Source organism: Sphingopyxis sp., from assembly GCF_036261875.1.
In the GTDB taxonomy this organism is placed as follows: Bacteria; Pseudomonadota; Alphaproteobacteria; order Sphingomonadales; family Sphingomonadaceae; genus Sphingopyxis.
The window spans coordinates 23,719-37,027 of record NZ_DATAJZ010000012.1; the positions used below are offsets into that span (position 1 = coordinate 23,719).

The window sequence follows — 13,309 nt, forward strand, 5'->3', positions numbered from 1 at the left end:
GAAGATTTGGGAACCATCCTAAGCCAGAGGTCACACCCTACAGCACATATTTGCTGAGGTCGGTGTCGCCCACCACATCGGCGAGTTGCTTGTCGACATAGGCGGCGTCGATGGCAAGCGTCGTGTCGGGGACGTCCTCGGCGGTGAAGCTGATCTCCTCGACCAGCCGTTCCATGATCGTCTGGAGGCGGCGCGCGCCGATATTCTCGACCTTCTCGTTCACGTCCGCCGCCAGCTTTGCGACGCGCGCGATCGCGTCGGGCGTGAAGGTCAGCGTCACGCCCTCGGTGCCGAGCAGCGCGGCATATTGTTCGGGAAGCCCGGCCTTGGTTTCGCTCAGGATGCGGACGAAATCCTCCTCGGTCAGCGCGCCGAGCTCGACGCGGATCGGCAGGCGGCCCTGCAATTCGGGGAGCAGGTCGCTCGGCTTGGCGACGTGGAAGGCGCCCGACGCGATGAAGAGGATGTGGTCGGTCTTCATCGGGCCATATTTGGTCGCGACGGTCGTACCCTCGATCAGCGGCAGCAGGTCGCGCTGAACGCCCTCGCGGCTCACCGATCCGCCGCGCACGTCGCTGACCGCGATCTTGTCGATCTCGTCGAGGAAGACGATCCCGTTCGCCTCGGCATCGGCGAGCGCGACGCGTGCGACATCGTCCTGGTCGAGGCGCTTGTCCTGCTCTTCCTCGATCAGCCGCGTCGCGGCCTCGATCACTTTCAGCTTGCGGCGCTTCTTGGGCAATCCGCCCATGGCCTTGCCGAGCATGTCCGACAGGTTGATCATGCTCATCTGTCCCGGCTGGCCGGGCAGATCGAACGGCATGTTCGGCGCGTCGGCAATCTCGATCTCGACCTCGCTGTCGTCGAGATGGCCTTCGCGGATGCGCTGGCGGAAACTCTGGCGCGTCGCCTCGCTCGCGCCCTTGCCGGTGAGCGCGTCGAGCAATCGCTCCATCGCGGCTTCTTCGGCGGCGGCGCGCACGGCGCCGCGGCGACGGTCCTTTTCGAGGCGAACCGCTTCTTCTACGAGATCGCGCGCGATCTGTTCGACGTCACGGCCGACATAGCCGACCTCGGTGAACTTGGTCGCCTCGACCTTGATGAAAGGCGCGTCTGCGAGCTTGGCGAGACGGCGCGAAATCTCGGTCTTACCGCAGCCCGTCGGGCCGATCATCAGGATATTCTTGGGGCTCACCTCGTCGCGCAGATCGGGCGAAAGCTGCTGGCGGCGCCAGCGGTTGCGAAGCGCGACGGCGACCGCGCGCTTCGCGGCGTTCTGGCCGATGATGTGCGTGTCGAGGGCGGCGACGATCGCCTTCGGAGTCAGATCCTTGTTCATGCTTATTTCCGGATTTCGATGGTTTCGGAGGTGAACTGGTCGTTGGTGTAGACGCAGATATCGGCGGCCACCTCCATCGCCTTGCGCGCCAGCACCTCGGGGTCTTTTTCATAGTCGGCAAGGGCGCGCGCCGCCGAGAGCGCGAAATTGCCGCCCGATCCGATCGCGGCGATCCCGCCCTTGGGTTCGAGGACGTCGCCGTTGCCGGTGATCACCAGGGTCACTTCCTTGTCGGCGACGATCATCATCGCCTCCAGATTGCGGAGATATTTGTCGGTGCGCCAGTCCTTGGCGAGTTCGACCGCAGCGCGGAGCAATTGGCCGTTGTGGCGCTCGAGCTTGGCTTCGAGGCGCTCGAACAGGGTGAAGGCATCGGCGGTGGCGCCCGCGAAACCGCCGATGACGCTGCCGTCGTGGAGGCGGCGCACCTTCTTCGCATTGGGCTTCATCACCGTCTGGCCCATCGACACCTGACCGTCGCCGATGACGACGACCTTGTCAGCGTTGCGGGCGGAAAGGATGGTTGTTCCGTGCCAGGGCGCGGCACTTTGCGCATGGGGATTGGTCATGGGCCGGGATATGGGAGATGGCGGGCGGGGCCGCAAGGGGAAGGGGAGTCGCGCGCTCAGCGCGGCGGGTTCGCCGCCAGATATTCGACGATCGCCTTGACCTCCTGCGCGCGCTCGCGCGGAATGATCAGCACATCGTTGCCGAGCGTGACGACGATCAGGTCGGAGACGCCGACGACCGCGAGGCGCTTGTCGCCGTCGGCGCGCAGATAATTGCCGCGAGCGTCGAGCGCGACGACCTCGCCCATGCGGACATTGCCATGCTCGTCCTTGTCGGCGAGTTCGTAGAGCGCCGCCCAGCCGCCGACGTCGGACCAGCCGGGATCGACCGGCACGACGACGAGTTGTTCCGCGCCCTCCATCACCGCATAGTCGACCGATTGAGACGGGCTGGGCAGGAATGCTTCCGCGTGCGGATGGATCAACGATCCGTCGCGGCGTGCCGCCGCCATCGCGTCGGCGCAGGCGCTCCAGATCGAAGGCTGCTGCCGTTCGAGCTCGACAAGGAAACGGTCGGCACGCATCAGGAAAATGCCGGCGTTCCAATAATGGCCGCCTTCGGCGATCATGGCCTCGGCCTTGGCACGCTGTGGTTTTTCGACGAAGCGACGCACGTGGTGGACGTCGGGCGCAAAGACATCGCCCGACGCAATATAGCCATAGCCCGTTTCGGGGTGCGAGGGCGCGATCCCGAAGGTTGCGAGTGCGCCGGCCTCGACCGCCGGGAGCGCGGCGTCGATCGCGCGATGAAAGGCGGCGATATCCGTCATCAAATGATCGGCGGGCATTACAAGCAGCGTCGCGTCGGGATCGCCCGCGAGCGCGGCGAGGGCGATCGCCGGCGCGGTGTTGCGCGCGGCGGGCTCGACGATGATCGTCGCGTCCGCGATGCCGGCAGCAGCAAGATCGGCTTCGACATGCGCGACGTGCGCGGGGCCGCACACAACCAGCGGCGGCGTGAAGCGCGCGCGGTCGACGACGCGCTCCAGCGTCTGGCGGAACATGTCGCCGTCACCGATCAGCGGCTGGAACTGTTTGGGCGCCTCGCTGGTCGATACGGGCCAAAGCCGCGTGCCGGTGCCGCCGGACAGGATGACGGGGACGATCATTCGGCAGGCCAGCTTAGTAATGCGCGTGCGCCGGGATCAAGGCGGATATCATCCGCGCGATCGGTCGCGACACATTCGCCGAGCTTCACCGTCTCGCCGCCGACGCGGCAGCCATTCGACAGGGGAGTGAAGGTGAAATCGCCGGTTTCCTGCGGCAACGATGTTGCCGCGTCCTGTCCTGACAGGTGAAGCAGGCGGAAGTGCGGGCCGTCGACGAGCAGGCGGGTCTCGTTCGCCGCAACGTGACCATCGCGTGAATCGGGGCGCGGCGCGAGTTCGGCGACCGCCAGCGCCGCATCGAGGTGCAACTCGCGCGGGCGGCCATAATCGTAGAGGCGATAGGTGCAGTCGACATTCTGCTGCACTTCGACGATGGTCAGTCCCGCTCCGATCGCGTGGATCGTGCCCGCCTGATTATAAACGAAATCGTCGGTTTTCGCGGGGCGCCAGTCGATCATGCCGGTGATCGAGCCGTCGAGCGCGGCGTCATGAAGTGCTTCGCGCGTCGTCGGTGCGGTGAGGCCGACGCCGAGTTCGGCATCGGGTTCGGCATCGAGCACCAGCCAGCATTCCTCTTTGCCGCGCGGATAACCCGCCAACTGCGCGGCAACATCGTCGGGGTGAACCTGGATCGACAGCCGCTCCGACGTGAAGAGGAATTTGACCAGGAGCGGTGCATCCGCTCCGCCGGGATGTGCGAACCAAATCTCGCCGATGTGGCGGCCGCCGAAATCGCCGAATTCCGCGGGGATGTCGGTGCGCCCCCACGGCTTTTCGACGATGATGGTTTCGAGGCGGGTCAGCATGGTCATATGCGATCGGGGTGTGTTTCCTTTCGCCGGGATGACGATCGGGAATGATCAACCCTTAACCCGATAGGGCGCGCTTTGTTGCGCAAAAGCAAGCCAGAGCGTCAGGCCGCCCGGTGCAGCCGATTGCCGCTCGCGCCGCCGGGCTGGTCGAGCCAGAGCCCGCGCGTGTCATAGACGATCTTGTCGCCGCGCTCCTCGAGCGGGATCGATTTGAAAAGATCGTGGTCGACGAGCACGATCAACAAGTCGCAAGCGGCAAGCGCGCTGTCGAGGTCGATGAGTTCGGCGCCGGTGCCCGCGAACTCCATAGGAAGGCCCCTCGCATAGGGTTCGACGATCTGGATCTGCTGGCCGAAACGGCGCGCGAGCGCAGCGGCGACCTCGACAGCGGGGCTTTCGCGGAAATCGTCGATGTTCGGCTTGAAGGCGAGGCCGAGGCAGGCGACGCGCGCCTCCGGATGCTGCGAAACGAGCATTTCGGCGGCGCCGATGACGTGCGCGGTCTTGGCGAGGTTAACCTCGCGCGCGGTGCGGATCAGGCGGCTGTGCTCCGGCGCGCCGTGGACGAGGAACCAGGGGTCGACCGCGATGCAGTGACCGCCGACGCCAGGGCCGGGTTGCAGGATGTTGACGCGCGGGTGGCGGTTGGCGAGGCGGATCACCTCCCACACGTCGACGCCCAGATGCTCGGCCATCATCGACAGCTCGTTGGCGAAGGCGATGTTGACGTCGCGGTAGCTGTTCTCGACCAGCTTCACCATTTCGGCGGCGCGCGCCGAGGTGGTGACGCAGGCGCCGCGGACGAACTGGCGGTAAAAGGTCATCGCGCGGCGCGCGCAGCGCGGCGTGATGCCGCCGATGCAGCGGTCGTTGTCGACGAGCTCGACGAGGATACGCCCCGGCAGCACGCGCTCGGGACAATAAGCGACGAAGATGTCGGCGGCACCGGTGCAGGCGCCCGGAACCTTGAGATCGGGGCGCAACTCGGCGAGCAGCGCAGCGACCTTTTCGGTGGTGCCGACCGGCGAGGTCGATTCGAGAATGACGAGATTGCCCGCCTCCAGCTTCGGCGCGATCGCGCGCGCGGCCGAGAGGACGTGGCTGATGTCGGGGCGATGCTCTTCGTCGTGCGGGGTCGGCACCGCGATGACGAAGACGTCGGCGGGCGCGACTTCGGTCGAAGCGACGAGCGTGCCGCGCGACACGACGCCCTGGACGAGGCCGTCGAGATCGACTTCCTCGATATGCACCTTGCCTTTGTTGACGGTGTCGACGACGTGTTGGCTGACATCGACGCCAGTGACCTTGCTGCCCGAGCGCGCGATCAGCGCGGCAGTCGGCAAGCCAATATAACCGAGGCCGAGGACGGTAATCTGATGGTCGTTATCGATGGGCACGCGCAACAATCTCCGCTATTCGTGTGGCGGCGCGGCCGTCCCCGAAGGGGTTATGCGCGCGCGCCATGGCGCTATAAGCGCCTTCATCGTCCAATAGGCTAAAAATTTCCGAAATGATGCGATTTTTGTCGGTGCCGACGAGCCGCGCCGTACCCGCTTCGATGCCCTCGGGCCGCTCGGTCGTCTCGCGCATCACGAGCACCGGCTTGCCGAGCGAGGGCGCCTCCTCCTGCACCCCGCCGCTGTCGGTCAGCACCAGATGGCCGAGGCCGAGCAGGCGGACGAAATGCGGATAGTCGAGCGGATCGATCAGCGCGACGTTCGGGAGATCGCCGAGGATCGGTTCCATCGCGCTGCGCACATGCGGGTTCGGATGGACGGGGAAAATGACCGCGACATCGTCGCGCGCCGCGATGCCGGCGATGGCCTCGGCGATCGCCCTCATGCCGTCGCCGAAATTCTCGCGGCGGTGCGAGGTGACGGCGATGATGCGTTTGTCCGCGAAGCGCGCGGCGAGCGGGTCGAGACCGGCGGCCAGCGAAGGCTCTTCAGCAAGCCGCATCTGGGTTGCGAGCAACGCGTCGATTACCGTATTGCCGGTGACGTGAATGCGCTCGGCGGGCACATTCTCGGCGCGGAGCGCGGCGGCAGCGGTCTCGGTCGGCGCGAAATGCAGGTCGGCGACGGCGCCGGCGACCTTGCGGTTCACCTCTTCGGGCCAAGGGTGATAGATATTTCCGCTGCGCAGGCCAGCTTCGACATGGCCGACCGGAATCTTGCGGAAATAGGCAGCGAGTGTCGCTGCCATCGTCGTCAGCGTGTCGCCGTGGACAAGGATGCGATCGGGCTTTTCGGCATCGAACGTCTCGCCGAGTCCGGTCACCAGCCGCGCCAGCAATCCATCGAGCGTCTGGTTCGCCTGCATGACGTCGAGGTCGATGTCGGGCGTGATCCGCGCGATTTGGAGCACCTGGTCGAGCAGGTCGCGGTGCTGCGCGGTGACGCAGACGCGAGCCTGGATACCCGGCTGGCTGCGAAGGGCGTGCACGACGGGAAACATCTTGATCGCTTCCGGCCGCGTGCCGAAAACCGTCACTATCTTCATCTGTTATTCCCTGAATCGCACGGCCCAGTGTTTCGCGCCAGGATATCATGATTCTTCATCGCTTTAGCTTGATCACTTTAGCTTGCAAATGCTTTCTGCTCTCTTCGGCACGAAGATGCGTCTGCCCGAAAAATTTGCGAGACGGGACGCAACTTTTCGGGCTTGGCGGTGTGTGTTGTCATCCACGGGGCAGAGGGCTAGGGGGGAATGGCGCGGCCATCGCGCAGCCTAAACCCCGTTGTTCGATATTTTGAGGTTGATCGGTTCGCTAGTCATGTTCTGGAAGCGCAGCAAAAGCCCGGCCCCGTCCGCGCCCCGGGGACATGAAATACCGGCGGGACAGCGTGTTTACGCCATCGGCGACATCCACGGACGTGACGATCTGTTCGCGGAGATGATCGGCATGATCCGCGCCGATCATGCCGCGCGCGGGCCGGCCGAGATGACCCTGATCCTGCTGGGCGATCTGGTCGACCGCGGCCCGGCGTCGGCGGAGGTCGTCGAGCGCGCGATGCGGCTTGGTGACGAGTTTTCCGACGTCCGGATGCTGATCGGCAATCATGAAGAATGTTTTCTCGCGGCGCTGACGGGCGACGTGCGCCGCCTTCGCTATTTCATGCGGATCGGCGGCGACGCCACGATCCGCAGCTATTGGCGCGGCGATCTGGCGTTCGAAGACGCGAGTTTCGAGGAGGTCGCCGAGCGGCTGCCCACGCTGGTGCCGCCGGATCATGTCGATTTCCTCGGCGGCGGTGAGGATATGGTCGAGATCGGCGACTATGCTTTCGTCCATGCGGGGGTGCGCCCCGGCGTTCCGCTCGAAAAGCAGGCGCTTTCCGACCTGCGCTGGATTCGCGACGAATTTCTCGATGACCTCGGCGATCATGGCAAGGTCATCGTCCATGGTCACAGCATCACCGCCGCGCCCGACGAGCAGGCTAATCGCATCGGCATCGACGTCGGTGCGTTCCGCAGCGGTGTCCTCGCCGGGATCGGACTGGAGGGAGATCGGCGTTGGTTCCTCTTCGCACGCGAAAGCGAGGTCCAGGCGAATGCGGCCTGATCTCGGGGAATCTTGCCACTCCTCGCAGGACGGTCTATTCGCCGGCGCCGATACGGGCTATGGCCCTGCATTCCACGCATTCGATGCCAGAATAGTGAAAATATGAGCAGAAGAACGACAGGCGCGTCGCGTCCGAAGGGCGCCAGTTCGCCCGATATGCAAGGCTGGATAGCCATTCTGTTTCTGGTGTTCGTGTTCCTCACCGGCGGTGGCTCGCGGAGCGACACAGCCTCGCTGGCCTTTCTTCGTGGCGGGGCCGTTCTTTTTGCTTTTTGGGCGGCATTCCAGATAGACGGCGCCGATTGGCGGCGCATCCGCATTCCGCTGCTGCTATTGGGGGCGATGACCGCGTGGATATTCGTCCAGTTGATACCGCTGCCGCCCTCGATGTGGCACGGGCTGCCTGGACGAGAGGCGATCGCTGCTGCAGATCGCCTGCTGGGTCAAGCTGATCTGTGGCGGCCGATTTCGCTGACGCCCTCGCAAAGCCTCGATAGTCTTTTGGCGATGGTTGTGCCGTTCGCAGCCTTGATCGTCTTCAGCCGCGGAAGTGCCGACGATAATTCCAGGCTTCTCTTCGCGCTCGTTTGCCTCGCTTGCCTTAGCTTCTTGTTGGGATTTGTGCAGATATTGTCGGGCCCCTCGAGTGGTGCCTATTTCTATCGGATAACCAATTCGCACGCTATGGTTGGGCTGTTTGCAAATCGCAATCATAATGCGATGTTTCTGGCGTCAGGCGTGCTCATCTCGGCGGCGCTTTTGCGCGACGAATTGATGCGTCGGCAGAAGCGCGGCCTCGTCCGAGTCGGCCTCTCTGTCGTGGGTCTTGGCTTGACCGTTGCAACGATTCTGGTCGGATCGCGCGCCGGTCTGGCGGCAGGGGCCGTTGCTTTCGCGGTTGGGTATTTGATGGTCGGCTCGGCGTGGCGGTCGCGTGCTGTCCAGGGCGAGCGAGGTGCCTCTTTGCTCCGTCCCTATGCTGGTTGGTTATTTTACCTGCCGGTGGTCATAATGGCCGCCTTGCTCGGACTCGCGCTCTGGGCGTCCGATCGCTCGACGGCGCTGACTCGCATCGTCGGTCAGGACGTTGCAGCCGATATGCGCGTTCGGGCCTGGGCAACCGTCCAGTCGATGCTCGACACCCATTGGGTCATGGGTAGTGGCTTTGGCTCGTTTCCGGATGTCTATAAGATATTCGAACCCGACCACCTTCTTCAACCATCCTATTTCAATCACGCGCACAATGATTGGGTCGAGATTATCATCACAGGCGGACTTCCCGCTGCGATCATTTTGCTTGTCACCATCCTCTGGATATTGCGCGGGCTGCGGCGTGGCGGGCTGCGTGGGTTGATCAAAGGGCATCGAGGCGACATCCGGTTGCCGGCAATGGTCATTCTTCTTCTTCTGGCGGCGGGAAGCGTCGTGGATTATTCGCTCCGCGTTCCGTCCATACAGGTTCTGGCGGTGCTCCTCATAATCCTGCTGTGTTGCCCTAAGAGCGCGATAACGCGCCCGGATTAGGGTTGCGGTGCCCCCTAGAGTCTCTATAGCACCCGAGCCCTTCCTTGATCGAGCATCCTTCCCGATATGAACCGAGCCTACATTCCCATCGTTGTTTCTGCGCTGATGCTTGCCGGTTGCGTGAAGAATGCGCCGCCGGTCGCGAGCGCGCCGGATAGTCCGGTCACCGCGCTCAAGGACCTCCCCGAACCCGAGGCGACGGATGTTGTTCGTTCGACACGACTGGCGTTTATCGGGCCCTTTACCGAATTGCGCGTCGAGGTGTTCGGGGTCCCGGACATGCAGCGCGACATCATGACCGATGGCAAGGGCAATTTTGCCTTCCCGCTCGTCGGATCGGTTGCCGCCGCGGGCAAGACTCCGGGCGATGTTTCAGAGGAAATTCGCCAGAAACTGGCGGCGCGCTATATTCGCGACCCGCAAGTGACTGTGAATTTCAAGTCGACTTTGAATCCGCTCTCGATCCAGTCGATGTCGGTGACCGTCGATGGTCAGGTGAACAAGGCGGGGGCCTATCCGGTTGTCGGTCGCGTGACGCTGATGCGCGCGGTCGCGCTTGCCGGCGGCACGAACGAATTCGCCAAGCTCCAGGACGTTGTCGTGTTTCGCGACGTCGGCAATCAGAAATATGTCGGCATCTATAATCTGGAAGGCATTCGGCGCGGTAACTACCCGGACCCGGAAATCTTTCCGAACGATGTGGTCATTGTCGGCGATTCCCCGGCAAGGCGCCGCTTCAAGGATATATTGGCAGTTGTGCCGGCGTTTTTGTCGCCGATCATTCTGCTCGCCAGAGAATTTTGACCGGGACGATATCGCGTAATGAATCAGTTGATCAGCAATAATGGCTCGATGACACCCGGTCTGCCGGCGCCCGTGGACGAATCTTTCGCCGGAGAGAGGCAGCCTAGCCTGTCGATCCTCGAACAGATTTGGATGGCGATCGTCAACCATCGCAATCTGGCGGCCGGGGCCGTCTTGGGGATGGTCTTGCTCGGCTTGATCGTGACCTTCCTCTCCACGCCGCAATATCGGTCGACGACGCGACTGGAAATCCTGCCCGATGCGCCGGTCGCAACCTCGGTCGAAGGGCAACGCGACAAGGCGCTGATCAACGAAATTTCCTTCTATAATACGCAATATTCGCTCTTGCGGTCGGAGGCGCTTGCCGAACGCGTCTTGCGGGCCGGCAATCTTCTGGCGGACAAGGACTTCATCTCGTCGTTCAAGCTCGACAATGCCGATGCGTCGATGACCAGCGTTGAGCGGCGGAATTTAAATAGCGATGCCGTGACCGCCCTGCTCGATCGTTTGTCGGTTTCTCCGGTGCGCAATTCGAGCCTCGTCGACGTCAGTTTCGCGACGCCTTCAGCACAGCTGTCCGCCAAACTCGCAAATCTGTGGGCGCAACAGTTCCAGCAAGTGAGCATCGATCGCCGGTTCGCTGCGACGTCCGACGCGCGGAAATATCTCGAAGCGCGGCTACAGACGCTACGCCAGAATCTTGAAACCTCGGAACGGTCGCTGATAAATTATGGCATGAGCAAGGGGATCGTCACGATCTCGTCACAGTCCGACGCCGACGGTCGAACGCGTTCGCAGACGCTGGTTGCTTCGGATATTGCCGCTGTCAGCACCGCGCTTTCCAAGGCGCGCGAAGAAAGAATTGCCGCCGAGGCTCAGCTTGGAAACACGCAGACCGGGATAGCGGCGGTGAACGCCCCGACGATCGGCAGCCTGCGGCAACGGCGCGCCGAACTGCAAGCCGAACTGGCCCAGCAGCGGACGATCTTTGCCGACGATTATCCGGCGGTCGTTTCCCTGCGCGCGCAACTCGCCAACCTTGATCGCAGCATTGCTGCGGAAGTCGCACGTTCGTCGCAAGGCAATCGCGAGGCCTATCAGGCCGCCCTAAAGCGCCAGCGCGATTTGCAGGGCGAACTGGATGACCTGACCCAGCGGTATAACAAGCAGCAGCGTGAATCGATCGAAATGGCGATCCTTCAGCGGGAAGTCGATTCCAATCGCCAACTTTATGAAGGCTTGCTGCAGCGCTACAAGGAAATCGGTGCCGCGGGCGTCGGCACCAACAATATTTCGGTCGTCGATGCCGCCAAGATTGCCGATCGTCCGTCGAGCCCGCGTCTGATCGTGAACGTGGCGCTCGCCTTGTTCGCAGGCATAGCGCTCGCAGCCGGATTGATCTTTGCGCAGGAAAAGATCGACAGTTCGATCCGCGATCCGCAGGAGGTGAATGCGCGCTTCGGACTGCCGCTCCTTGGGGCTGTTCCCGAGGTTGCAGGCCACCCGGCTGAATTGATCATCGACAAGAAATCGGAGATTTACGAAGCCTATTTCGCGTTGATGACCAACCTGTCGTTCCTGACCGCTCATGGCGCGCCGCGATCGATCATGCTGACCTCGTCGCAGCCGCGTGAAGGCAAGAGCAACTCGTCGCTATGCCTCGCGACGGTGATGGCGGCGACCGGAAAGTCGGTGATTCTGATCGATGCTGACGTCCGCAATCCGTCGCAGAATGAATATCTGCACATCCCCAATAAGCTTGGGCTGAGCCACTATCTGGCGGGCGACGACGATTACGACGCGATGATTGCGGAAATGCCCAAATATGGCTTCTCGATCATGACGGCCGGCAAGGTTCCGCCCAATGCCGCCGAATTGCTGGGCAGCCAGCGTCTCGACCATCTGATCGCCGCTTTGTTGACGCGCTATGATCATGTCCTCATCGACTCGCCGCCGCTGCTGGGATTGGCCGACGCGCCGCTGATCGCGCGCCGCGTCGAGGGCGTGCTGTTCACGATCGAGGCCAATGCGACCAAGAGGCGCGCGATTGCGAATGCGCTGATGCGGCTCCGCATGGCGGGCGTGAAGATATTCGGTGCGATCGTGACGAAGGTCGGCGCCAGAAATCAGGTATATGGCTATGGCTATGGTTATGGTTACGGCTTCAAATACGGCGATGAAGAGCCGAAGGGGTGACTCTTTCGCTCGGCTGTAAATCGGTTCGGAAATGAAAATGACTGTCAGGCGCGGTATCGGTTGGTTGATCGCGATCGTGATCGCGCTGGTCGTGGCGCTTTGGAGCTATGCCATCGCGAACGATAAGCGCGCTCCGGTGCGAGCGTTGGCCATAGCGGTTCCGACTCCGGGGACAGCGCAGGCCAGCCTCGCTTACGACGTCTTTGCGACACGCAGCGCGCGGAATCCCAAGGCGTGGGCTAATGCCAACGAGGTGCAGCTGGCGCGAGCGGCTTATCGGAGCGAACCCCTTTCGGTTCCTGCGCTTGGCATCTTGGCGGTATCGATGACGAGCGGCAAGCAGGCCAGGCAGCGACAGGCGCTGCTCGACCTGGCCGGAAAGATCAGCCGTCGGAATATGCTGGTCAACAATGAGCAGATCAAGGCGGCGGCGTTGCGCGGCGACGACCGCGCCTTTTTCACCTGGCTGTCGCGGGTGATGCTGATCGGCGATCAGGCGAAGGCGGCCTATGGTACGGCGATGGCGCAGGCCACGGCGCGTAACGGAGCGGTCGAGGCGTTGACGCCGATCATCGGACCGCGTCCGGCTTGGGACGATTATTATTGGCGACTCGTTGTCAAGCAGCCGGCCAGCTTGGTCAACGCCGCGCAATTGCGGCTCGCCGTGGCGCGAGCGCCGTGGAGCCAACTCGATGTGACGTTGACCGACAAGCAACTATTGCTGGCGCTTGGCCGAAACGGCCATCTTGATGCCGCGTATGGATTGGCCGTCGGCCTGGGGCTCAGCCGCCCGGCAGCGTCGAACCTGCTCAACAATGGCGATTTCGGCGCGGCTCCTGAACTGGCGCCCTTCGATTGGCAGCTTTCGTCGTTGGGGAATCTGGGGGCTTCTATCGATCCGCGCGAGAAGAACCTGCTGATCTCGGCGATCGGCGGCGCACGCGGCGCGGCGGCGCAACAATTGCTGCAACTGGCACCCGGACATTATTCCCTGGGCTGGAAAATCGCCGCCGATAGTACGGTCAACCCGGGCGAGTTGGTCGCTCGTATCGCTTGCGCGGAACGGGGCAGAGAAGATGGCGATCTGCCCCCGGTTCCGCTGAAGCCTGGCGCCGCAAAAGCGATTGTCTCCGTGCCTGATAGCGGTTGTAAATGGTATTGGTTCACGATTGCGGTCGAAATTCCGGACGATGCGCTCGGCATCGATGTCAATCTTGAACAGCTGTCCCTTGCGCCGCTCACGAGTACCCCAGCGGGTTAGTGATCCATTCTCTCGCAGGGCTGCGCTTTCGCTTTCTATCGACTTGCCTGAAATGCAGCATAATTCAGCCAACAAATTCTTTGACAGTCTTGCATCCGGACGCGCCGTTGCGATCAACCACGGACGCTGG

At 62.9% G+C, this 13,309-nt stretch carries 11 protein-coding genes; 5 read left to right on the forward strand and 6 right to left on the reverse strand.

Going from position 1 to position 13,309, the window contains the following annotated elements; all coding sequences use genetic code 11:
- Positions 1–37 precede the first annotated feature (37 nt).
- From hslU to wecB, 6 genes are all read right to left on the reverse strand, one after another.
- Positions 38–1,339, reverse strand: a complete 1,302-nt coding sequence (gene hslU, locus VHO04_RS06740; protein ID WP_329627597.1) for an ATP-dependent protease ATPase subunit HslU — start codon at positions 1,337–1,339, stop codon at positions 38–40.
- Between the two features lie 2 nt (positions 1,340–1,341).
- Complete coding sequence (gene hslV, locus VHO04_RS06745; protein WP_297660830.1) at positions 1,342–1,908, reverse strand: ATP-dependent protease subunit HslV; 567 nt, start codon at positions 1,906–1,908, stop codon at positions 1,342–1,344.
- 56 nt (positions 1,909–1,964) lie between these two features.
- Positions 1,965–3,017, reverse strand: a complete 1,053-nt coding sequence (locus VHO04_RS06750; RefSeq protein WP_329627598.1) for a mannose-1-phosphate guanylyltransferase/mannose-6-phosphate isomerase — start codon at positions 3,015–3,017, stop codon at positions 1,965–1,967.
- Complete coding sequence (locus VHO04_RS06755) at positions 3,014–3,829, reverse strand: class I mannose-6-phosphate isomerase (protein ID WP_329627599.1); 816 nt, start codon at positions 3,827–3,829, stop codon at positions 3,014–3,016. The genes VHO04_RS06750 and VHO04_RS06755 overlap by 4 nt, the downstream gene beginning before the upstream one ends.
- Positions 3,830–3,930: 101 nt before the next feature.
- Entirely contained in the window at positions 3,931–5,226 is a 1,296-nt protein-coding gene (gene wecC, locus VHO04_RS06760; protein WP_329627600.1) for a UDP-N-acetyl-D-mannosamine dehydrogenase, read from the reverse strand.
- The gene (gene wecB / locus VHO04_RS06765) at positions 5,213–6,331 is read right to left on the reverse strand and encodes a non-hydrolyzing UDP-N-acetylglucosamine 2-epimerase (protein WP_329627601.1); all 1,119 of its coding nucleotides are present in this window, start codon (positions 6,329–6,331) and stop codon (positions 5,213–5,215) included. The genes wecC and wecB overlap by 14 nt, the downstream gene beginning before the upstream one ends.
- Before the next feature lie 274 nt (positions 6,332–6,605).
- On the opposite strand from wecB, the gene VHO04_RS06770 reads away from it, so the two are divergent.
- From VHO04_RS06770 to VHO04_RS06790, 5 genes are all read left to right on the forward strand, one after another.
- Positions 6,606–7,394, forward strand: coding sequence for a metallophosphoesterase (locus VHO04_RS06770; protein ID WP_329627602.1), 789 nt, complete (start codon positions 6,606–6,608; stop codon positions 7,392–7,394).
- Between the two features lie 102 nt (positions 7,395–7,496).
- Positions 7,497–8,918 carry an O-antigen ligase family protein gene (locus VHO04_RS06775; RefSeq protein WP_329627603.1) on the forward strand — a complete coding sequence of 474 codons (1,422 nt, stop codon included), beginning with the start codon at positions 7,497–7,499 and terminating at the stop codon, positions 8,916–8,918.
- 66 nt (positions 8,919–8,984) lie between these two features.
- The gene (locus tag VHO04_RS06780) at positions 8,985–9,722 is read left to right on the forward strand and encodes a polysaccharide biosynthesis/export family protein (protein ID WP_329627604.1); all 738 of its coding nucleotides are present in this window, start codon (positions 8,985–8,987) and stop codon (positions 9,720–9,722) included.
- 18 nt (positions 9,723–9,740) lie between these two features.
- Entirely contained in the window at positions 9,741–11,918 is a 2,178-nt protein-coding gene (locus VHO04_RS06785; protein WP_329627605.1) for a polysaccharide biosynthesis tyrosine autokinase, read from the forward strand.
- Positions 11,919–11,982: 64 nt separating this feature from the next.
- Positions 11,983–13,179, forward strand: coding sequence for a hypothetical protein (locus VHO04_RS06790; RefSeq protein WP_329627606.1), 1,197 nt, complete (start codon positions 11,983–11,985; stop codon positions 13,177–13,179).
- Positions 13,180–13,309: the final 130 nt, after the last annotated feature.

Excerpts from the sequence above, each read along its gene's own strand:
- VHO04_RS06775 (WP_329627603.1), top strand. The coding sequence starts at position 7,497 with ATGAGCAGAAGAACGACAGGCGCGTCGCGTCCGAAGGGCGCCAGTTCG.
- wecB (WP_329627601.1), bottom strand. The coding sequence starts at position 6,331 with ATGAAGATAGTGACGGTTTTCGGCACGCGGCCGGAAGCGATCAAGATG.
- VHO04_RS06755 (WP_329627599.1), bottom strand. The coding sequence starts at position 3,829 with ATGACCATGCTGACCCGCCTCGAAACCATCATCGTCGAAAAGCCGTGG.
- VHO04_RS06770 (WP_329627602.1), top strand. The coding sequence starts at position 6,606 with ATGTTCTGGAAGCGCAGCAAAAGCCCGGCCCCGTCCGCGCCCCGGGGA.
- VHO04_RS06750 (WP_329627598.1), bottom strand. The coding sequence starts at position 3,017 with ATGATCGTCCCCGTCATCCTGTCCGGCGGCACCGGCACGCGGCTTTGG.
- hslV (WP_297660830.1), bottom strand. The coding sequence starts at position 1,908 with ATGACCAATCCCCATGCGCAAAGTGCCGCGCCCTGGCACGGAACAACC.
- hslU (WP_329627597.1), bottom strand. The coding sequence starts at position 1,339 with ATGAACAAGGATCTGACTCCGAAGGCGATCGTCGCCGCCCTCGACACG.
- VHO04_RS06785 (WP_329627605.1), top strand. The coding sequence starts at position 9,741 with ATGAATCAGTTGATCAGCAATAATGGCTCGATGACACCCGGTCTGCCG.
- VHO04_RS06780 (WP_329627604.1), top strand. The coding sequence starts at position 8,985 with ATGAACCGAGCCTACATTCCCATCGTTGTTTCTGCGCTGATGCTTGCC.